16 protein-coding genes and 1 tRNA gene are annotated in these 21,687 nt (G+C 68.4%); 3 read left to right on the top strand and 14 right to left on the bottom strand.

Going from position 1 to position 21,687, the window contains the following annotated elements:
- The first annotated feature begins 50 nt into the window (after positions 1-50).
- A complete protein-coding gene (locus AC07AZ_RS06840; RefSeq protein WP_478844558.1) occupies positions 51-893 on the top strand; it encodes a M48 family metalloprotease in 843 nt (280 codons plus the stop codon).
- An 82-nt stretch (positions 894-975) separates the two neighbouring features.
- Here AC07AZ_RS06840 and AC07AZ_RS06835 read toward each other — a convergent pair whose 3' ends face one another.
- The 11 genes from AC07AZ_RS06835 to AC07AZ_RS06785 form a co-directional block, all read right to left on the bottom strand.
- A complete protein-coding gene (locus AC07AZ_RS06835; RefSeq protein WP_478844556.1) occupies positions 976-4,875 on the bottom strand; it encodes a DNA-directed RNA polymerase subunit beta' in 3,900 nt (1,299 codons plus the stop codon).
- Positions 4,876-4,969: 94 nt separating this feature from the next.
- Positions 4,970-8,455, bottom strand: coding sequence for a DNA-directed RNA polymerase subunit beta (gene rpoB / locus AC07AZ_RS06830; RefSeq protein WP_478844554.1), 3,486 nt, complete (start codon positions 8,453-8,455; stop codon positions 4,970-4,972).
- 626 nt (positions 8,456-9,081) lie between these two features.
- Complete coding sequence (gene rplL / locus AC07AZ_RS06825; RefSeq protein WP_478844552.1) at positions 9,082-9,468, bottom strand: 50S ribosomal protein L7/L12; 387 nt, start codon at positions 9,466-9,468, stop codon at positions 9,082-9,084.
- 109 nt (positions 9,469-9,577) lie between these two features.
- Complete coding sequence (rplJ, locus tag AC07AZ_RS06820; RefSeq protein WP_478844550.1) at positions 9,578-10,108, bottom strand: 50S ribosomal protein L10; 531 nt, start codon at positions 10,106-10,108, stop codon at positions 9,578-9,580.
- Between the two features lie 283 nt (positions 10,109-10,391).
- Positions 10,392-11,249 (bottom strand): SCO4651 family lipoprotein, encoded by an 858-nt coding sequence (locus AC07AZ_RS06815; protein ID WP_478844548.1) that lies wholly within the window; start codon positions 11,247-11,249, stop codon positions 10,392-10,394.
- 153 nt (positions 11,250-11,402) lie between these two features.
- The gene (locus AC07AZ_RS06810; RefSeq protein WP_478844546.1) at positions 11,403-12,332 is read right to left on the bottom strand and encodes an SCO4651 family lipoprotein; all 930 of its coding nucleotides are present in this window, start codon (positions 12,330-12,332) and stop codon (positions 11,403-11,405) included.
- A 132-nt stretch (positions 12,333-12,464) separates the two neighbouring features.
- Positions 12,465-13,190, bottom strand: coding sequence for a 50S ribosomal protein L1 (gene rplA / locus AC07AZ_RS06805; protein WP_356033262.1), 726 nt, complete (start codon positions 13,188-13,190; stop codon positions 12,465-12,467).
- Positions 13,191-13,275: 85 nt separating this feature from the next.
- Entirely contained in the window at positions 13,276-13,710 is a 435-nt protein-coding gene (gene rplK / locus AC07AZ_RS06800) for a 50S ribosomal protein L11 (RefSeq protein ID WP_019072313.1), read from the bottom strand.
- A 193-nt stretch (positions 13,711-13,903) separates the two neighbouring features.
- The gene (gene nusG, locus AC07AZ_RS06795) at positions 13,904-14,785 is read right to left on the bottom strand and encodes a transcription termination/antitermination protein NusG (protein WP_478844543.1); all 882 of its coding nucleotides are present in this window, start codon (positions 14,783-14,785) and stop codon (positions 13,904-13,906) included.
- 77 nt (positions 14,786-14,862) lie between these two features.
- On the bottom strand, positions 14,863-15,147 hold the full coding sequence (gene secE, locus AC07AZ_RS06790) for a preprotein translocase subunit SecE (RefSeq protein WP_356033267.1): 285 nt from the start codon (positions 15,145-15,147) through the stop codon (positions 14,863-14,865).
- A 110-nt stretch (positions 15,148-15,257) separates the two neighbouring features.
- Positions 15,258-15,330, bottom strand: a tRNA-Trp gene (locus AC07AZ_RS06785).
- Between the two features lie 249 nt (positions 15,331-15,579).
- On the opposite strand from AC07AZ_RS06785, the gene AC07AZ_RS06780 reads away from it, so the two are divergent.
- Together AC07AZ_RS06780 and AC07AZ_RS06775 are read left to right on the top strand one after the other, a co-directional pair.
- Entirely contained in the window at positions 15,580-16,806 is a 1,227-nt protein-coding gene (locus AC07AZ_RS06780) for a pyridoxal phosphate-dependent aminotransferase (RefSeq protein ID WP_478844541.1), read from the top strand.
- A 133-nt stretch (positions 16,807-16,939) separates the two neighbouring features.
- Complete coding sequence (locus tag AC07AZ_RS06775; protein ID WP_478844539.1) at positions 16,940-17,977, top strand: adenosine deaminase; 1,038 nt, start codon at positions 16,940-16,942, stop codon at positions 17,975-17,977.
- 11 nt (positions 17,978-17,988) lie between these two features.
- On the opposite strand, the gene AC07AZ_RS06770 is transcribed toward AC07AZ_RS06775, so the two are convergent.
- From AC07AZ_RS06770 to AC07AZ_RS06760, 3 genes are all read right to left on the bottom strand, one after another.
- Positions 17,989-19,044 (bottom strand): UDP-N-acetylmuramate dehydrogenase, encoded by a 1,056-nt coding sequence (locus tag AC07AZ_RS06770; RefSeq protein WP_478844537.1) that lies wholly within the window; start codon positions 19,042-19,044, stop codon positions 17,989-17,991.
- Positions 19,045-19,284: 240 nt separating this feature from the next.
- Positions 19,285-20,730: an MFS transporter gene (locus AC07AZ_RS06765; RefSeq protein ID WP_478844535.1), complete on the bottom strand. Its 1,446-nt coding sequence runs from the start codon at positions 20,728-20,730 to the stop codon at positions 19,285-19,287.
- Positions 20,731-20,861: 131 nt separating this feature from the next.
- Positions 20,862-21,431: a TetR/AcrR family transcriptional regulator gene (locus AC07AZ_RS06760; protein WP_478844533.1), complete on the bottom strand. Its 570-nt coding sequence runs from the start codon at positions 21,429-21,431 to the stop codon at positions 20,862-20,864.
- Positions 21,432-21,687: the final 256 nt, after the last annotated feature.

Genomic DNA, 21,687 nt, shown 5'->3' with positions numbered 1-21,687 from the left:
CCGACGCCACCGCTGTCGGGCGGCTCGCGGTGCGGTTGCCGGGGGCGCTGGTGAGCCTGGCGCTGGTGAGTTCGCTGGCCCTGGGGCTGCTCGGGAGCGTCGTGGGGACGTTCGTGATCGTGGCCTGGGTCGCCTCCGGACTGCTCGTCTTCCACCGGCCCACCGAGCTGGCGTTCGCCCGGCACGTGCTCAAGCTCCGGCAGCCGGCGCCCGACGAACGGGCCCGGCTGGAACCCGTCTGGCGCGAGGTCACCGCCCGCGCCGGCATCGAACCGGGCAGCTACGAGCTGATGGTGGAGAACAGCGAGGAACTGAACGCCTCGGCGGTCGCGGGCCATGTCGTCAGCGTCACGACGTACGCCCTGAACCGGATCCCGAGCAGCAACCTCGCCGCCGTACTCGCCCATGAACTCGGTCACCACACCGGCGGTCACGCCTGGGCCGGGCTGCTCGGCTACTGGTACTCGCTGCCCGGCCGGATCGCCTGGGCGGCGACCAGGGGACTGGCACGGTTCGCGATCGCCGTGGCCGGGGTGTTCTCCATGGCGGCGACCGGCTTCCTGATCCTGTTCATGGGCATGATGGTGGTGGCCGCGTTCTTCGCTGCCTGGTACGTCACCGTTCCGCTGGTCGCCGCCCCCTACCTGCTCGCCTACGCGGGCCGGCGCGGCGAACTGCGTGCCGACCGGCAGGCCGCCGAACTCGGCTTCGCCCGTCAACTCGCCGAAGTGCTGTACCACTTCCAGACCGAGGAGACGGCGGCCAGGGCGGCCCTCGTCGCCCAGGGGCAGAAGCTCAGCGAGCCCGGCACCCTGGCCAGGCTGCTGTCCACGCACCCCGACAACCAGACCCGGATGGCCGAACTGGAGCCGTACCTGCGGCTGACCCGCTGAGCCACGGACAGGAGACGGACACGCCGAAGGGCGCCCACCCCGTACGAGACGGGGTGGGCGCCCTTCGGATCAAGCTGCCCGCTTACTGGTTGTACGGACCGTAGTCGTAGTCCTCCAGCGGAACGGCCTGGCCGGAGCCGGTGCCGAACGGCGAGTAGTCGATGTCGTCGTAGCCGACGGCCGAGTACATCGCGGCCTTGGCCTCCTCGGTCGGCTCGACCCGGATGTTGCGGTAGCGGGACAGACCCGTACCGGCCGGGATGAGCTTACCGATGATGACGTTCTCCTTGAGGCCGATCAGGGAGTCGGACTTGGCGTTGATCGCCGCGTCCGTCAGGACCCTGGTCGTCTCCTGGAAGGAGGCCGCCGACAGCCACGACTCGGTCGCCAGCGAGGCCTTGGTGATACCCATCAGCTGCGGACGGCCGGAGGCCGGGTGGCCGCCTTCCTGGACCACACGACGGTTCTCGGTCTCGAACTTCGAACGCTCGACCAGCTCGCCGGGCAGCAGCTCCGCGTCGCCCGACTCGATGATCGTCACCCGGCGCAGCATCTGCCGGATGATGATCTCGATGTGCTTGTCGTGGATCGACACACCCTGCGAGTTGTAGACCTTCTGGACCTCGCCGACCAGGTGGACCTGGACGGCACGCTGACCCAGGATGCGCAGCACGTCATGCGGGTTGGTGGCACCCACGGTGAGCTTCTGGCCCACCTCGACGTGCTCGCCCTCGCTGACCAGGAGTCGGGCGCGCTTGGAGATCGGGAACGCCGTCTCCTCGCTGCCGTCGTCCGGCGTGATGACGATCTTCTTGGTCTTCTCGGTCTCCTCGATCCGCACGCGGCCGGAGGCCTCGGAGATCGGGGCGACACCCTTCGGGGTACGGGCCTCGAAGAGCTCGACGACACGCGGCAGACCCTGGGTGATGTCGTCACCGGCCACACCACCGGTGTGGAAGGTACGCATCGTCAGCTGGGTACCGGGCTCACCGATGGACTGGGCGGCGATGATGCCGACCGCCTCACCGATGTCGACCAGCTTGCCGGTGGCCAGGGAGCGGCCGTAGCACATGGCACAGGTGCCGACGTGCGACTCGCAGGTCAGGATCGAACGCGTCTTGACCTCCTCGACACCGTGGTGCACGAGCTGGTCGATGAGCACGTCGCCCAGGTCCACGTTGGCCGGCGCGATCACCTTGCCGTCGATGACGACGTCCTCGGCGAGCATCCGGGCGTAGACGCTGGTCTCCACGTCCTCCGCCTTGCGCAGCACGCCCTCGGCGTCGCGCGAGGCGATCCGCAGCTTCAGGCCGCGCTCGGTGCCGCAGTCCTCCTCGCGGATGATGACGTCCTGCGAGACGTCCACCAGACGACGGGTCAGGTAACCCGAGTCGGCGGTACGCAGGGCGGTGTCCGCGAGACCCTTACGGGCACCGTGGGTGGAGATGAAGTACTCCAGGACGGACAGACCCTCACGGAAGGACGCCTTGATCGGACGCGGGATCGTCTCGTTCTTCGCGTTCGACACCAGACCACGCATACCCGCGATCTGACGCATCTGCATCATGTTTCCTCGGGCACCCGAGTCGACCATCATGAAGATGGGGTTCGTCTTCGGGAAGTTCGCGTTCATCGCCTCGGCGACCTCGTTGGTCGCCTTGGTCCAGATCGCGATGAGTTCCTGCGTGCGCTCGTCCTTGGTGATCAGACCGCGCTCGTACTGCTTCTGGACCTTCTCGTCCTGTGCCTCGTAGCCCTTGACGATCTCCTTCTTCGCCTCGGGAACGACGACGTCGGAGATGGCCACGGTGACACCGGAACGGGTCGCCCAGAAGAAGCCGGCCGCCTTCAGGTTGTCGAGCGTCGCCGCCACGATGACCTTGGGGTAGCGCTCGGCCAGGTCGTTGACGATCTCGGAGAGCTGCTTCTTGCCCACCGAGTAGTCGACGAACGGGTAGTCCTCGGGCAGCAGCTCGTTGAAGAGCGCGCGGCCCAGGGTCGTCCGCAGGCGGAAGGAGTCACCCTGCTGCCACTCCGGCTCACCCTCCTCCTGCGCCGGCGGGGTCCAGCCGCGCGGCGGGATGGTGCCCACCGGGAAGCGGATGTCGATCGCCGACTGGAGCGCGAGCTCGCCGTTGTCGAACGCCATGGTCGCCTCGGCGGAGGAGCCGAACGCACGGCCCTCACCCTTGACGTCACGCAGTTCACCGTCGGTGGTGAGGAAGAACAGACCGAGGACCATGTCCTGGGTCGGCATCGTCACCGGACGGCCGTCGGCGGGCTTGAGGATGTTGTTGGAGGACAGCATCAGGATGCGGGCCTCGGCCTGCGCCTCCGCGGAGAGCGGCAGGTGGACGGCCATCTGGTCACCGTCGAAGTCCGCGTTGAACGCGGTGCAGACGAGCGGGTGGATCTGGATGGCCTTGCCCTCGACCAGCTGCGGCTCGAAGGCCTGGATGCCGAGGCGGTGCAGGGTGGGCGCACGGTTCAGCAGAACCGGGTGCTCCGCGATGACCTCTTCGAGGACGTCGTACACGACCGTGCGGCCGCGCTCGACCATCCGCTTGGCGCTCTTGATGTTCTGCGCGTGGTTCAGGTCGACCAGGCGCTTCATCACGAACGGCTTGAAGAGCTCCAGCGCCATGGCCTTCGGCAGACCGCACTGGTGCAGCTTCAGCTGCGGACCGACGACGATCACGGAACGCGCGGAGTAGTCCACGCGCTTGCCGAGCAGGTTCTGACGGAAGCGGCCCTGCTTGCCCTTGAGCATGTCGGACAGCGACTTCAGCGGACGGTTGCCGGGGCCCGTCACCGGGCGGCCACGACGGCCGTTGTCGAAGAGCGCGTCGACGGCCTCCTGGAGCATGCGCTTCTCGTTGTTCACGATGATCTCGGGCGCGCCGAGGTCGAGAAGCCGCTTCAGGCGGTTGTTGCGGTTGATCACTCGGCGGTACAGGTCGTTCAGGTCGGAGGTCGCGAAGCGGCCACCGTCCAGCTGCACCATCGGGCGAAGGTCCGGCGGGATGACCGGCACGCAGTCGAGCACCATGCCCTTGGGGCTGTTGCTGGTCTGCAGGAACGCGGAGACGACCTTGAGGCGCTTGAGCGCACGGGTCTTCTTCTGGCCCTTGCCGGTACGGATGATCTCGCGGAGGCGCTCGGCCTCCTCGTCGAGGTCGAAGGACTCCAGGCGCTTCTGCAGCGCCGCGGCACCCATCGAACCGTCGAAGTACGTGCCGAAGCGGTCACGCAGCTCGCGGTAGAGGAGCTCGTCGCCCTCGAGGTCCTGGACCTTGAGGTTCTTGAACCGGGTCCACACCTCGTCCAGGCGGTCGATCTCGCGCTGCGCGCGGTCGCGCAGCTGCTTCATCTCCCGCTCGGCACCTTCGCGCACCTTGCGGCGCACGTCGGCCTTGGCACCCTCGGCCTCGAGCTCGGCCAGGTCGGTCTCGAGCTTCTTGGCGCGGGCCTCCAGGTCGGAGTCGCGACGGTTCTCGACCTGCTGACGCTCGACGGAGACGTGCGCCTCCAGCGAGGGCAGGTCACGCGTACGGCGCTCGTCGTCGACGTACGTGATCATGTACGCCGCGAAGTAGATGACCTTTTCGAGGTCCTTCGGGGCGAGGTCGAGCAGGTAGCCCAGCCGCGACGGGACACCCTTGAAGTACCAGATGTGCGTGACGGGGGCGGCCAGCTCGATGTGGCCCATCCGCTCACGACGCACCTTGGCGCGAGTGACCTCGACGCCGCAGCGCTCGCAGATGATGCCCTTGAACCGGACACGCTTGTACTTGCCGCAGTAGCACTCCCAGTCCCGGGTCGGACCGAAGATCTTCTCGCAGAAGAGTCCGTCCTTCTCGGGCTTGAGCGTGCGGTAGTTGATCGTCTCGGGCTTCTTGACCTCGCCGTGGCTCCACTGACGGATGTCGTCAGCGGTGGCCAGACCGATCCGGAGCTCGTCGAAGAAGTTGACGTCGAGCACTATGCGTCAATCCCTCTCAGGGTTGTAAGTCATGGGGTCTGATACGGGGGTCCTGGGGCCGGAGGCCTTCATGGCGAAGGCCTCCGAACTCCCGTCAGACCTCTTCGACGCTGCTCGGCTCACGCCGGGACAGGTCGATGCCAAGCTCCTCCGCCGCGCGGAAGACGTCCTCGTCGGTGTCGCGCATCTCGATGGACATGCCGTCCGAGGACAGCACCTCCACGTTGAGGCACAGGGACTGCATCTCCTTGATGAGCACCTTGAAGGACTCGGGGATGCCGGGCTCGGGGATGTTCTCGCCCTTGACGATGGCCTCGTAGACCTTCACGCGGCCGGTCACGTCGTCGGACTTGATGGTCAGCAGCTCCTGGAGGGCGTAGGCGGCGCCGTATGCCTCCAGCGCCCACACCTCCATCTCACCGAAGCGCTGGCCACCGAACTGGGCCTTACCACCCAGCGGCTGCTGGGTGATCATCGAGTACGGACCGGTCGAGCGGGCGTGCAGCTTGTCGTCGACCAGGTGGTGCAGTTTGAGGATGTACATGTAACCGACCGAGATCGGCTCCGGGAACGGCTCGCCGGAGCGGCCGTCGAACATCCTCGCCTTGCCGGACGGGAGGACCATGCGGTCGCCGTCGCGGTTCGGGATGGTGTGGTTCAGCAGACCCGCGAGCTCGTCCTCACGCGCACCGTCGAAGACGGGGGTGGCGACGTTGGTACCCGGGTCGACCTGGTCGGCGCCGATGACCTGCAGACGCTTCGCCCAGTCCTCGCCGAGGCCGGAGACGTCCCAGCCGCGGCTGGCGAGCCAGCCGAGGTGGATCTCCAGGACCTGTCCCGGGTTCATTCGGGACGGCACACCCAGGGGGTTCAGGATGATGTCGACCGGCGTCCCGTCCTCGAGGAACGGCATGTCCTCGATGGGCAGGATCTTGGAGATGACACCCTTGTTGCCGTGACGGCCGGCCAGCTTGTCACCGTCCGTGATCTTGCGCTTCTGCGCCACGTAGACACGAACCAGCTGGTTCACGCCCGGCGGCAGCTCGTCGCCCTCTTCACGGTCGAAGACGCGGACGCCGATGACCTTGCCGATCTCGCCGTGCGGCACCTTCAGCGAGGTGTCACGGACCTCACGGGCCTTCTCACCGAAGATCGCGCGCAGCAGGCGCTCCTCCGGCGTCAGCTCGGTCTCGCCCTTGGGCGTGACCTTGCCGACGAGGATGTCGCCGGCGACGACCTCGGCGCCGATCCGGATGATGCCGCGCTCGTCGAGGTCGGCGAGGACCTCCTCGGAGACGTTCGGGATGTCCCGGGTGATCTCCTCGGGGCCGAGCTTGGTGTCACGGGCGTCGACCTCGTGCTCCTCGATGTGGATCGAGGAGAGGACGTCGTCCTGCACGAGGCGCTGCGACAGGATGATCGCGTCCTCGTAGTTGTGACCCTCCCAGGGCATGAACGCCACGAGCAGGTTCTTGCCCAGCGCCATCTCGCCGTTCTCGGTGGCCGGACCGTCGGCGAGGACCTGGCCGGTGATGATCCGGTCGCCCTCGTTGACGATGACCTTCTGGTTCACCGAGGTGCCCTGGTTGGAGCGGGAGAACTTGGCGAGGCGGTACGTGATGTACGTGCCGTCGTCGTTGGCGGTGGTGATGTAGTCCGCGGAGACCTCCTGGACCACACCGTCCTTCTCGGCCTTGACCACGTCGCCGGCGTCGACGGCGGAGCGGTACTCCATGCCGGTGCCGACGAGCGGGGCCTCGCTCTTGATGAGCGGCACGGCCTGGCGCATCATGTTCGCGCCCATGAGGGCACGGTTGGCGTCGTCGTGCTCGAGGAACGGGATCATGGCGGTCGCGACCGACACCATCTGGCGCGGCGAGACGTCCATGTAGTCCACGTCGTCACCGGCGACGTAGTCGACCTCGCCGCCACGGCGGCGGACCAGGACGCGGTTCTCGGTGAAGCGCATGTCGTCGTTGAGCGTGGCGTTGGCCTGCGCGATGACGAAGCGGTCCTCCTCGTCGGCCGTGAGGTAGTCGACCTCGTCGGTGACGATGCCGTCGGTGACCCGGCGGTACGGCGTCTCGACGAAGCCGAACGCGTTGACCCGGCCGTAGGAGGCGAGCGAGCCGATCAGACCGATGTTCGGGCCTTCGGGCGTCTCGATCGGGCACATGCGGCCGTAGTGCGAGGGGTGCACGTCACGGACCTCGAAGCCGGCCCGCTCACGGGAGAGACCACCCGGGCCGAGCGCCGACAGACGGCGCTTGTGGGTGAGACCCGACAGCGGGTTGTTCTGGTCCATGAACTGCGACAGCTGGCTGGTGCCGAAGAACTCCTTGATGGAGGCGACGACCGGCCGGATGTTGATCAGGGTCTGCGGCGTGATCGCCTCGACGTCCTGGGTCGTCATGCGCTCGCGGACGACACGCTCCATCCGCGCCAGGCCCGTACGGACCTGGTTCTGGATGAGCTCGCCGACACTGCGCAGACGACGGTTGCCGAAGTGGTCGATGTCGTCGGTCTCGACGACGATCGTCTGGCCGCTGTCGGAGGTCGTCTCGGTCTCGCCAGCGTGCAGCTTCACCAGGTACTTGATCGTCGAGATGATGTCCTCGACGGTCAGGACGCCCGCGTCCAGCGGCGCGTCCGCACCCAGCTTCTTGTTGACCTTGTAGCGGCCGACCTTGGCGAGGTCGTAGCGCTTGGGGTTGAAGTAGAGGTTCTCGAGCAGCGTCTGCGCGGCCTCACGGGTGGGGGGCTCGCCCGGACGCAGCTTGCGGTAGATGTCGAGCAGCGCGTCGTCCTGGCCCTGGGTGTGGTCCTTCTCCAGGGTGGCGCGCATGGACTCGTACTCGCCGAACTCCTCGATGATCTGCTCGGTCGTCCAGCCGAGCGCCTTGAGGAGGACGGTGACGGACTGCTTGCGCTTGCGGTCGATGCGGACACCGACCATGTCGCGCTTGTCGATCTCCATCTCCAGCCAGGCACCCCGGGACGGGATGATCTTGGAGGAGAAGATGTCCTTGTCGGACGTCTTGTCGATCGAGGAGTCGAAGTAGACGCCCGGCGAGCGGACCAGCTGCGACACCACGACACGCTCGGTGCCGTTGATGACGAAGGTGCCCTTGTTGGTCATGAGCGGGAAGTCGCCCATGAAGACCGTCTGGGACTTGATCTCGCCGGTCTCGTTGTTGGTGAACTCGGCGGTGACGAAGAGCGGGGCGGCGAACGTGAAGTCGCGCTCCTTGCACTCGTCGATGGAGTTCTTCGGAGGCTCGAAGCGGTGGTCTCGGAACGTCAGGGACATCGACCCGGAGAAGTCCTCGATCGGGGAGATCTCCTCGAAGATCTCCTCCAGGCCGGACTTCCTGGGGACGTCCTGTCCACTGTCCAGAGCCGCCTCGACACGAGCCTTCCACGCGTCGTTGCCGAGCAGCCAGTCGAAGCTTTCGGTCTGCAGCGCAAGAAGGTTCGGAACCTCGAGGGGCTCCTTGATCTTTGCAAAGGAGATGCGCAGCGGGGCGGTGCTGGCGCCGTTGTTCATATTCGCGGTCGAGGCAGTGCGCGAGGCGGCCAAGAGGGGGTCCTTCCGAGGGCTCGGACTCACTACGCGCGTACCGGTCCCTCTCCCGTGCACAGGGACAGACGTTTCCTTCACGGTCCGGATAGGGCCAGGTCGGAACGGTCTGGTCGTCTGTGCTCAGGTGAGGGCATGCCCCTGGTGACGGGCAGGGAGCAGCTAACAGGCAGCGCAAAGGGTCAGTGTAGCCACTTGGCACACTGATGTCCAGTGCGGGTTTTTTGAGACCCTCGTCGTTCTCGACACCTACGCAAGCCCACGCCCTCAATGCACGTTGATACTGCCCTCTTCGCCGTCGATCCATGCCTCGGATCCGGATCCTTGTGACGACGCGTCCTGAGAATTGCGCGCTGCGTGCAGTTCGTCAAGGCCCTACTGCCTGAACCTGGTGCTGCGACCGTCACGCGCCGCCGCCACCACGGACGCTCGGAGGCACGATGAAGATCACCATACTCCGCGCATCCCGCCGTGCAAGGCAGCCGCAACCGGCCTCCCCTGAACGCCGAAGAGCGACCACCCGGATGGATGATCGCTCTTCGGTGCGTCAGCGTTACAGACCCCTTTCGGGGCCTGTCGCCCGCGGCCGCAGCGGCCCGCGCGGGGCCGTGCGGTCGCGTGAGGTGTTACTTGACCTCGACGGAGGCGCCGGCGGCCTTGAGGGACTCGGCGGCCTTCTCGGCGGCGTCCTTGGCGACCTTCTCGAGGACGGGCTTCGGGGCGCCGTCCACGAGGTCCTTGGCCTCCTTGAGACCCAGGGAGGTCAGCTCACGCACGACCTTGATGACCTGGATCTTCTTCTCGCCGGCGCCGGTGAGGACGACGTCGAACTCGTCCTGCTCCTCGACGGCCTCGGCCGGGGCGCCCGGGGCACCCGGAGCGGCAACGGCGACCGCGGCGGCGGCGGTGACGTCGAACTTCTCCTCGAACGCCTTCACGAACTCGGAGAGCTCGATGAGGGTGAGGGACTCGAACTGCTCGAGCAGCTCTTCCTGGGACAGCTTCGTCGCCATGTGGGCGATCCTTCCACTAATTCGGCTGGTGCCGATGTACATGTGAGGCGGGCGTACGTTCGGCCCGCTACGACCGTCGCCTCAGGCGGCGGTCACTGCGCGAGCCGAGTTACTCGGCACCGCCCTGCTCGGCCAGCTTGACCCGAAGCGCCTCCGCGGTGCGGACGAACTTCGAGGGCAGCGCCTGGAAGAGCGAGGCAGCCTGGGACTGCTTGCCCTTGAAGGCACCCGCCAGCTTGGCGAGCAGAACCTCGCGGGACTCGAGGTCCGCGAGCTTCTTGATCTCGTCGGCGGAGAGCGCCTTGCCGTCAAGGACACCGCCCTTGATGACGAGGTTCGGGTTGTCCTTGGCAAAGTCACGAAGACCCTTCGCCGACGTCACCGGGTCACCGGTGATGAAGGCGACCGCCGTCGGACCGTTGAACAGGTCGTCGAGCGTCGAGATCCCGGCCTCGTTGGCCGCAATCTTGGTCAGCGTGTTCTTCACCACGGCGTACTGGGCGTCTTCACCGAGCGAACGGCGCAGCGTCTTGAGCTGCGCCACGGTGAGACCCCGGTACTCGGTCAGCACGGCGGCGTTCGAGCTGCGGAACTGGTCCGCGAGCTCGGCTACCGCGGCAGCCTTGTCGGGCCTTGCCATAGAGCGTCGGCCTCCTTCCGGGTGATGAGGACCGCTCGCAAGGGGCCGGAGAAAACGAAACGCCCCGGCGCAGGCGCACGGGGCGTGACTCGACCGGTGTTCGCAGCGTGAGCGGCGATTCCCGGGAGTTCATCCACAGTCACCTGCGCGGGTCGTCCGCAGTTCAGCGGATCCTTCGGCCACCGCACCCTCTTGCGAGCACACGGCGACGACCAGCGGTCTTTGGCTTCTTCAGGAGAGTACGTGACCGGCTCACCGCGAGGCAAATCCGGTCGTGGGGGCCTCAGCCCTCGGTGCCCTTCATCATCTCCGCGAGGTCGACCGTGTCCTTGGCGGGCGGGGCGACGACCGTCACCGGCTTGTTGATGTCGAGGAAGGTGATGGCCATGTCGAGGGGACCCTTGTCGGCGTCGCCGCGCATGCGGAACTTCTTGGTGTGGTCGTCCCCGTCGATCCACATGTCCATCGCGAGCGAGTCGACGCCCATCTTCTTGTACTGCTGAAGGCTCTTCTCGCGGGCCTCCCGGGTGGCCTTGGCCTTGCCCTTGAGGGAGGCCTCGATCTCGGCGACGGTGACGGTGCCCTTGTAGTGGGTGGTCTTCACCCCGTCGACGGTCTCGGTGCCGACCTTCTTCACGTTCTTGGAGCCGGTGAGGAAGGTGGACTCGGTCGCCGGGTTCTGGTCGGCCTGGCCGGCCCCGAGCTGGGCGGGGTTGAGCTGCTTGTCGCCGCCGAGCGCGGACATGTCGAGCTTGATCCAGCTCTTGCCGTCCATCTCCTTGGCGGCCTCGGCGCCCCCGCCGATGTACATGGCCTTGCCGACGAGCCGGATCTCCACCTTGCCGGCGGTGGCGGCCTTGTCCTTCGCCGTCATCTTCATGCTCATGGCCAGCGGCTTGACGCTCATCGCCGCCTCGCCGCTCACCCGGCCCGCGTCCGGCACCCGGCCGGTCATCGTGTAGCGGAAGGACGTGATGGTCTCGGCGTTCTTCGCGGCCTTGGCGACGGCCGCGGCCGGCTCCATCGCGGGCGCGTCGCCGTCGCCCTTGGCACACCCCGCCACACCGCCTGCGAGGACCAGGGCGGCGAGGCCGGCGCCGGTGGTCCGACGGCGTGCGGAACCGCGTACGGAAGTCTTCAAGATTCCCCCAGAGAATGCATGGCTGATCCACAGCAAGGCCGAGAGCCTATCCCAGGTGGCTCGAATGGTCTTCCGAATTCCCCCCGGCCGCAGGCGACTTCGGGTGGCCCGGCCGACCCGCGTCTCCCGGGCGCCGCGGCTCGTCGGGGCGGTTCAGGAGGTCGCGCCCGTACCGCCCCGCTGCTTCAGCAGCGCGGTGAAGTCCTCGGTGTCGTCGGCCGGCGGCCGTTCGGCCGAGACCCGCACGCCGTAGTGGCTGTAGTAGGCGGTCTGGGTCAGCTCACCGGTCGCCGTCCGCCCCTTCTCGACCTTCTTGACCAGCAGGTCCCGGTCGTCGACCCAGATGTCCACGGTCTGCGTGGTGACCCCGGCCTGCTCCAGCCGCCTCTTCAGGTCGGCCAGCCGGCGCTCGCCCAGGCCGGAACCGGCGGCGGTGAGGCCGGCGACGTCGACCGTGCCCGAGTAGTGCGTGGTGTCCTGCCCACGCACCTTCTCCGCGCCGGCCCTGCGCACGTCCCCCGACGCCAGCAGAAGCTGCACGGACTGGTCGGGGGTGGTGCTGCGCAGCTGGTCCCGCAGGTAGGCGCCGGAGCTGCCGCCGAGCGCCTCCAGGTCGTCGTACGGGTAGCGGATCCAGTGCCTGCCGCCCGTCCGCTCGGCGAACTTCTCGCCCATCCGGGCGTAGTAGGCGTCGGGCAGGTAGCGCGCCTGCATCGACGTGCTGCCGAGCCGGCGCATGGTGTCCGCGACCGTGCCGCCGGTGTAGGTGATGGTCAGCGTGCCGGAGAGGCCGTCGTGCCAGCCGAGGGTGCCGCCGGCCGTCATCGACATCAACGAGCCCATCGTGGTGGTCGACTCGACCCGGGCGGAGTCGGCCGCGTCGGTGGACCGCTCGGCCGCGCGCAGGGCGCTCAGGTGACGCGTCCGCGCGGAGTCCCCGCCGGACGTCCCGTCGTCCGCGCCGGCGCTGCCCGATCGCGCGGAGGGAGCCGGGGAGTGGGAGACACTGCAGCCGGCCGCCCCGGACAGCGCGGCCAGCGCCGCCATGGACAGGGTCACGCGGCGCGCGGTCGTGCTCTTCATTGGTCCCACCCCTATGCGAATCCTGTCTCCGCACGCTAGCGCAGGGCACCGACACCCGTACCGGGAAAGGGAACGGGCCCCGCAACCTGGAAGGTTGCGGGGCCCGTGACCGGATGCGGTGAGCCGTCAGGCTCAGACCGACGCCGGGTCCTCCTCGACGAGGAGGTTGCGGGTGCGGTTGGAGTCAAGAGGAATGCCGGGGCCGATCGTGGTGCTGATCGCGGCCTTCTTGATGTAGCGACCCTTGGCGGCGGACGGCTTCAGACGGAGGATCTCCTCCAGCGCCGCGCCGTAGTTCTCCACCAGCTTGGTGTCGTCGAACGACGTCTTGCCGATGATGAAGTGCAGGTTCGAGTGCTTGTCGACGCGGAACTCGATCTTGCCGCCCTTGATGTCGTTGACGGCCTTGACGACGTCCGGGGTGACGGTGCCGGTCTTCGGGTTCGGCATGAGACCACGGGGACCGAGCACGCGGCCGAGACGGCCGACCTTGCCCATGAGGTCCGGGGTGGCGACGACGGCGTCGAAGTCCAGACGCCCCTTCGCCACCTCGTCGATGAGCTCGTCGGAGCCGACGATGTCGGCGCCCGCGGCACGCGCGGCCTCGGCACGGTCGCCGGTCGCGAAGACCAGGACCCGGGCGGTCTTACCGGTGCCGTGCGGGAGGTTCACGGTGCCACGGACCATCTGGTCGGCCTTACGCGGGTCGACACCCAGACGGAAGGCGACCTCGACGGTGCCGTCGAACTTGGACGTGGAGGTCTCCTTGGCGAGACGGACGGCCTCGAGCGGGGCGTAGAGCTTCTCCCGGTCGATCTTGGCGTCCGCAGCGCGGAGGGACTTGCTGCGCTTGCTCACTACTGCTCCTGTGTGTCTTGAGGAGTCGTGGTTGGGGCCGAGCAGGCCCTGCCACGGTGCTACGAAGGTGCTACGGGGCTGGGGATCAGCCCTCGACCGTGATGCCCATGGAACGGGCGGTGCCAGCGATGATCTTGGACGCGGCGTCCAGGTCGTTGGCGTTCAGGTCGGGGAGCTTGGTCGTGGCGATCTCACGGACCTGCGCCTGGGTGATCTTGGCGACCTTGGTCTTGTGCGGCTCGCCGGAGCCCTTCTCGACACCCGCGGCCTTGAGGATCATCTTCGCGGCCGGCGGAGTCTTGGTCACGAAGGTGAAGGAGCGGTCCTCGTAGACCGTGATCTCCACCGGGATGACCCAGCCACGCTGCGACTCGGTCGCGGCGTTGTAGGCCTTGCAGAACTCCATGATGTTGACGCCGTGCTGACCGAGCGCGGGGCCGACCGGCGGGGCCGGGTTCGCCGCACCGGCGTTGATCTGGAGCTTGATGAGCCCCGTGACCTTCTTCTTCTTGGGAGGCATTCCGGGTCCTCTTTCGTTTTCGCCTACCTACGTCCGAGTTGCCCCGGACGGCTGCCTTCCTCCGAGGTGAAGATCCGGATGGAGGCATACCGCACAACGATAACGGGTATCTGTGCGCGGCCAAAAACCGAGCAGGTCAGACCAGCTGCGAGAGCCTGTCTGACCTGCTCGGAAGTTGTACGTCCAGAAGGTGCTAGTTCTTCTGGATCTGGTCGAAGGACAGCTCGACGGGCGTCTCGCGGCCGAAGATCTCGACCAGGCCCTTGACCTTCTTGGAGTCGGGGTTGATCTCGTTGATGGTCGCCTGCAGCGTGGCGAACGGGCCGTCGGTGACGGTGACCGAGTCGCCCACCTCGAAGTCCAGCACCTGGACCTCGACCTTGCGCTGCGGGACCGGCTTGCCCTCGGCCTCGGCGGCCTCGCGGGCGGCCTTCTCCTCGGCCTCCGGGGCGAGCATCTTCACGATCTCGTCGAGCGTCAGCGGGTAGGGGTCGTAGGCGTTGCCCACGAAGCCGGTGACGCCGGGGGTGTTGCGGACGACGCCCCAGGACTCGTTCGTCAGGTCCATGCGCACCAGCACGTAGCCGGGGAGCTTGTTCTGACGGATGGTCTTGCGCTCGCCGTTCTTGATCTGCGCGACCTCTTCCTGGGGCACCTCGGCCTGGAAGATGAAGTCCTCGACGTTCAGCGAGACGGCACGCTGTTCGAGGTTGGTCTTCACGCGGTTCTCGTAGCCGGCGTAGGTGTGGATGACGTACCACTCGCCGGGCAGGGAGCGCAGTTCCTCGCGCAGGGCGGTGACGGGGTCGACCGGCTCCGGCTCCTCCGCGGGCTCCTCGGCTTCGGCCTCGTCGGAGGCGGCCAGGTCGGCGGCGTCGGTGTCTTCGCCGGACTCGTCCTCGGCGTCCTCGCCGGACTCGTCCTCCGCGTGGAGGGCGGTCTCCTCGGCGGGCTCACCCGGTTCGGCTTCCGCAGCCTCGAACTCGTCTGCCTCGTCCGCGCCCTCGACGATGTCGAGTTCGTCATCCACGGACTCGTCCGGCTCGACGGCCTCGTTCACGTTCGGGTCAGACACGGTGGCTGCTTCTTCCTCGTTACATGGGGGTGGAACACGCGAAAGGGGCGCCGGTGACGGCGCCCTTCGCTTCTGGCTCAGCCGAAGACGTACTTGGCGGCGTGATTGAGCCCATAGTCGATCACGGTGACCAGGCCGATCATGATGACGACGAAGACGATCACCACGGTCGTGTACGTCGTCAGCTGATTGCGCGTGGGCCATACGACCTTGCGGAGCTCCGCGACCACCTGACGGTAGAAGAGCGCGAGGCGCTTCAGCGGGCCCTTCTTCGCGCGCTTGCCGCCCTTGCGAGTCTTCTTCGACTCCGGCGCCTCATCCTGGGCATCAGGCATGTCGATGGAGCCCACGGCGTCCGTCACTCGTCCTCACCTGATTCCGGGTCGTGGCCGTGCCGCGCCCGGTCAGAGCCGCACGGCGGTGCATTACTGTACGTGCATGCGCACACATCCTGGCGGAGGAGTGTGTGTAGCAGGGCCGGAGGGACTTGAACCCCCAACCGCTGGTTTTGGAGACCAGTGCTCTACCAATTGAGCTACGACCCTTTGTGTGTCCACCAACGTACCGCATCCGACCGGGTGCACGGTGTGCACCGGCTGAGCGCAGCCCGCTGAAGGCCAACGAGGTGAGAGTGTACGTGGTCCGGGGCCGGGCGTCGAACAGAAAGCGCCCGTACGGGCCTTGCTCGCGGAAGATCGCCCAGCACGGGCGGCGAATCCGGACGGTTGTTCAGTTGTTGTTCAGTCTGTGAAACCCGCGTGCCGTGGGTGTTTCCGGTCTGAAACGATGGGCCCATGAGCGCTGCAACCCCTCCCACCGAGCGCCGGGTCTCCGCCCGAGTCGGCGCGATCTCCGAGTCCGCCACTCTCGCCGTGGATGCCAAGGCCAAGGCCCTGAAGGCCGCCGGGCGGCCGGTGATCGGCTTCGGCGCCGGTGAACCGGACTTCCCGACCCCGGACTACATCGTCGAAGCGGCGATCGAGGCCTGCAAGAACCCCAAGTACCACCGCTACACCCCGGCCGGTGGTCTGCCCGAGCTGAAGGCCGCGATCGCCGCGAAGACCCTGCGCGACTCGGACTACGAGGTCGACCCGGCGCAGATCCTCGTCACCAACGGCGGCAAGCAGGCCATCTACGAGGCGTTCGCCGCGATCCTCGACCCGGGCGACGAGGTCATCGTCCCGGCGCCGTACTGGACGACGTACCCGGAGTCGATCCGGCTGGCCGGCGGCGTGCCCGTCGAGGTCGTCGCGGACGAGACGACCGGCTACCGCGTCTCGGTGGAGCAGCTGGAGGCGGCCCGCACGGACAAGACGAAGGTCGTCCTGTTCGTCTCCCCCTCCAACCCGACCGGCGCGGTCTACAGCGCCGAGGACGCCGAGGCGCTCGGCCGCTGGGCCGTCGAGCACGGCCTGTGGGTGCTGACCGACGAGATCTACGAGCACCTGGTCTACGGCGACGCCACGTTCACCTCGCTGCCCGCGATCCTGCCGGAGCTGCGGGACAAGTGCATCGTGGTCAACGGCGTCGCGAAGACGTACGCCATGACCGGCTGGCGGGTCGGCTGGATCATCGGCCCGAAGGACGTCGTCAAGGCGGCGACGAACCTGCAGTCGCACGCCACCTCGAACGTCTCCAACGTGGCGCAGGCGGCCGCCATCGCCGCGGTCTCCGGCGACCTGGAGGCGGTCGCGACGATGCGTGAGGCCTTCGACCGCCGCCGCAAGACGATCGTGCGCATGCTCAACGAGATCGAGGGCGTGCTGTGCCCGGTCCCCGAGGGCGCGTTCTACGCCTACCCCTCGGTGAAGGCGCTGATCGGCAAGGAGATCAGGGGCAGGCGTCCGCAGAACACGGTGGAACTCGCCGCGCTGATCCTCGAGGAGGTCGAGGTCGCGGTCGTCCCGGGTGAGGCGTTCGGCACGCCGGGCTACCTGCGGCTGTCGTACGCCCTGGGTGACGAGGACCTCGTCGAGGGCGTGAGCCGGATCCAGAAGCTGCTGGCGGAGGCCACGGACTGAGGCCGCGCACCGCGCCCGGAGAGCGGGCCGCCTCCCTCGGGAGGCGGCCCGCTTCTTCGTGTCTTCGTGCGAGCAAGACCACGATCGGGGAAAGCGCTACCGGGACGGCGGGCCGGTACGGCAGGATTCCGGAATGGAGCGTGTACGTGAACGTGATGTCTCTGAGCTGCCCAAAGCCCATCTGCACCTGCACTTCACCGGGTCGATGCGTGCCACCACCGTGCTGGAACTGGCCGACAAACACGGTGTGCGCCTGCCCGACGCCCTGACCGGGGCGCTGACCAGCGGGGAGCCACCGAAGCTGCGGGCGACGGACGAGCGGGGCTGGTTCCGCTTCCAGCGCCTGTACGACGCGGCCCGTTCGTGCGTGCGGGAGCCGGACGACATCCGGCGCCTGGTGCGCGAGGCCGCGGAGGAGGACGTCAGGGACGGCTCCGGCTGGCTGGAGATCCAGGTGGACCCGACGTCGTACGCGCCGCGTCTGGGCGGTCTGATCCCGGCGCTGGAGATCATCCTGGACGCGGTGCGGACCACGTCCCGCGAGACGGGCCTCGGGATGCGGGTGGTGGTCGCCGCGAACCGTATGAAGCACCCGCTGGACGCCCGGACCCTGGCCCGCCTCGCCGTCCGCTACGCCGATCAGGGAGTGGTCGGCTTCGGCCTGTCGAACGACGAACGCCGGGGCATGGCGAGGGACTTCGACCGTGCCTTCGCCATCGCCCGCGAGGCCGGCCTGCTGTCGGCGCCGCACGGCGGTGAGCTGAACGGTCCGGCGTCCGTGCGGGACTGCCTGGACGACCTGGGCGCGGACCGGCTGGGCCACGGCGTACGGGCGGCGGAGGATCCACGCCTCCTGAAGCGGCTGGCTGACCGGGGTGTGACCTGCGAGGTCTGCCCGGCCTCGAACGTGGCCCTCGGCGTGTACGAGAAGCCGGCCGACGTTCCCCTGCGGACGTTGTTCGACGCCGGGGTGCCGATGGCGCTCGGCGCCGACGACCCGCTGCTGTTCGGCTCCCGCCTGGCGGCCCAGTACGAGATCGCCCGCCACCATCACGCGTTCACGGATGCGGAACTCGCGGAGCTGGCCCGTCAGTCGATCCGGGCGTCGGCCGCGCCGAAGGAGACGCGGGAGAAGCTGCTGGCGGGCGTGGACGACTGGCTGGCCTCGTAGGGCCTCACCGGCTAGAGGCTGACGCCGACCGTCACCGGCTCGTTGACCAGCGTGATGCCGAAAGCCTCGCGCACCCCGGCGACGACCTCGCGGGCCAGCGCGAGCAGGTCCTCGGTGCTGGCCGCGCCGCGGTTGGTGAGGGCGAGGGTGTGCTTGGTGGAGATGCGGGCGGGTCCGGTGCCGTAGCCCTTGGTGAAGCCGGCCTTGTCGATCAGCCAGGCCGCGGAGGTCTTGGTGCGGCCCTCCCCCGCCGGGTACGCCGGCGGCTGCGTCTCCGCGCCGAGCCGCTCCCGCACGCGCGCGCGGAAGGCGGCGAACTCCTCGTCGCTGAGGACCGGGTTGGTGAAGAAGGACCCCGCCGACCAGGTGTCGTGGTCCTCCGGGTCGAGGACCATGCCCTTCCCGGAGCGCAGTTTCAGGACGGTCTCGCGGGCCTTGTCGAGGGGCACGCGGTCGCCGGGCTCCACGCCGAGGGCGCGGGCGGTCTCGGCGTACTTGAGCGGGGCCGACAGTCCGTCCGCGTCCGCCAGTTCGAAGCGGACCCGCAGGACGACGTACCGCTCGGGGTGGGCCTTGAAGCGGCTGTGGCGGTAGGAGAAGGCGCACTCGGCGTTCGTGAGGGTGACCGTGTCGCGGGCCGCGCGGTCGTAGGCGACGACCTCGGTGATCGTCGACGCGACCTCCTGGCCGTACGCCCCCACGTTCTGGATGGGGGTCGCGCCCGCCGAGCCCGGGATGCCGGCCAGGCACTCCAGGCCCGCGAGCCCGGCCTCCACGGTGCGGGCGACGGCGTCGGTCCACACCTCGCCGGCGGCCAGCTCCAGCCGCGTGCCGTCCAGGGCGAAGCCCGTGGTGGCGATCACGAGCGCGGTGCCCTGGAAGCCCTTGTCCCCGATGACCAGGTTGGAACCACCGCCGATGAGCAGCAGCGGGGTGCCGCTGTCGTCGGCCTCGCGGACGGCGGCGATCACCTCGGCGTCGGTCCGCGCGGTGACCAGCCGGGTGGCGGGGCCGCCCAGCCGGAAGGTGGTCAGCGGGGCGAGGGGAGCGTCGTGGAGTTCCAGCACGGGCCCAAGACTACGAGACGGCACCGACAGCGCGGCTCCCACGGACCACGCCGAACGGCCCGGCCACGGGGGCCGAGCCGTTTCGGTGGGGTGCGGGCGGTGGGGCGGGGGCTGTGGGCGGTGGGGCGGGGGCTGTGGTCGGTGGGGGTGGGGGCTGTGGTCGGTGGGGGTGGGGTGTGCGGGGTGGGGGGTGCCGGTGGCTCCGTGTCCGGTGGCTCCGTGTCCGGGGGTGGTGCCGGGTCAGTGGGAGACGGTTTCGGGGACCGGGGCCGAGTCCCGCACCGCGGTCGGCTTCCCGGCCGGGTCACCGGGACGGCGGGCCGGAATGAGCAGCGCCGCGAGTCCACCGAGTGCCACGACCGCGGAACCGGTCATCAGCGCGGGGCGCAGTCCGTCGACGAAGGACTGGCCGCTCTCGTAGCCGCCCTGCGCGGAGAAGATGGAGGACATGACGGCGATGCCGAGCGCGCCGCCCACCTCGCGCAGCGCGTTGTTGGCGCCGGAGGCGATGCCCTGCTCCTTGGGCAGCACGCTGGACATCACCAGGTTGGCGGCCGGGGCGAAGTAGAGGCCCATTCCGACACCGCTGATGATCAGACCGGGGAGCTGGATCGCGTAGGAGGCGTCGGCGGTGACCACGGCGGCCATGTAGCCGAGGCCGACGGCCTGGAGGAAGAGCCCGGTGGCGACGACGGGACGGCCACCGACGCGGTCGGAGAGGATGCCGGCGACCGGCGCGACGAGCATCGGCATGCCCGTCCAGGGCAGCATCCGCAGGCCCGCCTCGGTGGGCGAGTAGCCGAGCACGCCCTGCATGTACTGGCTGAGCAGGAAGATGGAGCCGAACATCCCGAGGAACATCAGCAGGCTCGCCACGTTGATCCCGGTGAAGGCCCGCGAGCGGAACAGCCGCATCGGCAGCATGGGGTTCTTGGCGCGGACGCTGTAGAGCACGAAGCCGACGAGCAGCGCCGCTCCGGCGAACAGGCCGGTCAGCACCATGGGGCTGGTCCAGCCGTCGGCGGGCCCGCGGACCAGGCCGTAGACGATGCCGAAGAGGCCGCCGCTGGCGAGCAGGGTGCCCGGGACGTCGAGCCGGGCACCGGTGCCGTAGGACTCGGCGAGACGCAGCCGGGCCAGCGGCAGCAGGGCGAGGCCCAGCGGAACGTTCAGCCAGAAGATCCAGTGCCAGGAGACGTGTTCGGTGAGCGTGCCGCCGATCAGCGGTCCGGAGGCCACCGCGAGTCCGTTGACGGCACCCCAGATGCCGTACGCCATCCCGCGCTTGGCGGCGGGCACGGCCGCCGTCAGGAGGGTCAGCGTCAACGGCATCATGATCGCGGCGCCGACGCCCTGGACCGCACGGGCGACGATGAGTGCGTCGATTCCGGTCGCCATGGCCGCGGCGGCGGAGGCGCCGGTGAAGACGGTGATCCCGGCGAGGAAGAGCCGCCGTCGGCCGAACCGGTCACCGAGCGCCGCGCCGAACATCAGCAGGACGGCGAAGGTGAGCGTGTAGGCGCTCACGGTCCATTCCAGGTCGTCGAGCGCTCCGCCGAGGTCCTTGCGGATGGAGGGCAGGGCGGTGGTGACGACGAGGTTGTCGAGGGCCGCCATGAACCCGGCGACGCTGGTGATGACGAGGGCCCAGACGGCTCCCCCGCGACGTTCGGTCTGCTGTGACATCGCTCCCCCAGAGAGTGATTCGGGATCTTGGTTAGTTATTGATGACTAAGTTTCGCGGTCAGAGTGAGGGTGGGAATCGCCCTCTCGCCCGGCTCCGCACCCGGTCGGACTCCGGTCTCCGGGCTCCGCTCCTACGCTTCGAGTCGCCCCGTGGTCCGCGCCGAGGGGTAGAGCCCCTCCCAGACCCGGTGTCCGGGCGGGAACCCCATGCCCACCAGGCAGTTGATGAGCATGCCGTACGCGAGGAAGGTCGTCGTCTCGTTCACGTCGGCCCCGAGGGGCAGGTGGACGGTGTCCCACAGCCGCATCCAGCCGGCCCGCACCGTCTCGCCGAACTCCCGGTCCCCGGCCTGCTCGGCGGCGGCCACGGCCACGTACATCTGCATCTGCATCATCAGCCGCTCGGGGTGCTCCGCGATGACCGTGGTGTAGGCGTTGGCCATGGCGTGCAGGGCCTCCTCCCCATGAAGCCCCTCGGACGCCTCCTCGAACGTGCGGATGGTGTCCTCCACGCACCGCTCGGCGGCCGCCAGGAAGATCGCCTTCTTGCCCGGGAAGAGGCGGAAGAGATACGGCTGCGAGACTCCGACGCGCTTGGCGATCGCGTCGGTGGACGTCCCGTAGTACCCGCCGCGGGCGAACTCGCTCTGCGCCGCGCGGATGACGCTCTCGCGCCGTTCCTCTGCGCTCATCCTGACCATGCGGCTAAGTTAGTACTCAATCACTAACTCCGTCAAGAGTTGATGCGCCGTGATGAGGGCGCCGGTGTTTGATGCCGTTCGGCGTCATCCGCCCGTCCGCTGCGGCGAGAGCGGGCGGACCGCCCGGCGGGGTTGGACGCGGGGCCTTGGGCGACGAGTTTCGGACGGTCGGAGATGGGGCTTCGGGCGACGAACCTCGGACGGTCGGACGCGGGGCCTCGGGCGACGAGCTTCGGACGTCGGAGATGGGTTCGGA

The sequence above is a fragment of the Streptomyces sp. NPDC043878 genome, assembly GCF_056435735.1.
The sequence above is the reverse complement of the archived record's forward strand: the minus strand, read 5'-3'. Positions and strand labels throughout refer to the sequence as shown.

Excerpts from the sequence above, each read along its gene's own strand:
- rplL (WP_478844552.1), bottom strand. The coding sequence starts at position 9,468 with ATGGCGACGAAGCTGTCCCAGGAAGAGCTGCTCGAGCAGTTCGAGTCC.
- rplJ (WP_478844550.1), bottom strand. The coding sequence starts at position 10,108 with ATGGCAAGGCCCGACAAGGCTGCCGCGGTAGCCGAGCTCGCGGACCAG.
- AC07AZ_RS06810 (WP_478844546.1), bottom strand. The coding sequence starts at position 12,332 with ATGAAGAGCACGACCGCGCGCCGCGTGACCCTGTCCATGGCGGCGCTG.
- rplK (WP_019072313.1), bottom strand. The coding sequence starts at position 13,710 with ATGCCTCCCAAGAAGAAGAAGGTCACGGGGCTCATCAAGCTCCAGATC.
- AC07AZ_RS06780 (WP_478844541.1), top strand. The coding sequence starts at position 15,580 with ATGAGCGCTGCAACCCCTCCCACCGAGCGCCGGGTCTCCGCCCGAGTC.
- AC07AZ_RS06775 (WP_478844539.1), top strand. The coding sequence starts at position 16,940 with ATGGAGCGTGTACGTGAACGTGATGTCTCTGAGCTGCCCAAAGCCCAT.
- AC07AZ_RS06765 (WP_478844535.1), bottom strand. The coding sequence starts at position 20,730 with ATGTCACAGCAGACCGAACGTCGCGGGGGAGCCGTCTGGGCCCTCGTC.
- AC07AZ_RS06760 (WP_478844533.1), bottom strand. The coding sequence starts at position 21,431 with ATGGTCAGGATGAGCGCAGAGGAACGGCGCGAGAGCGTCATCCGCGCG.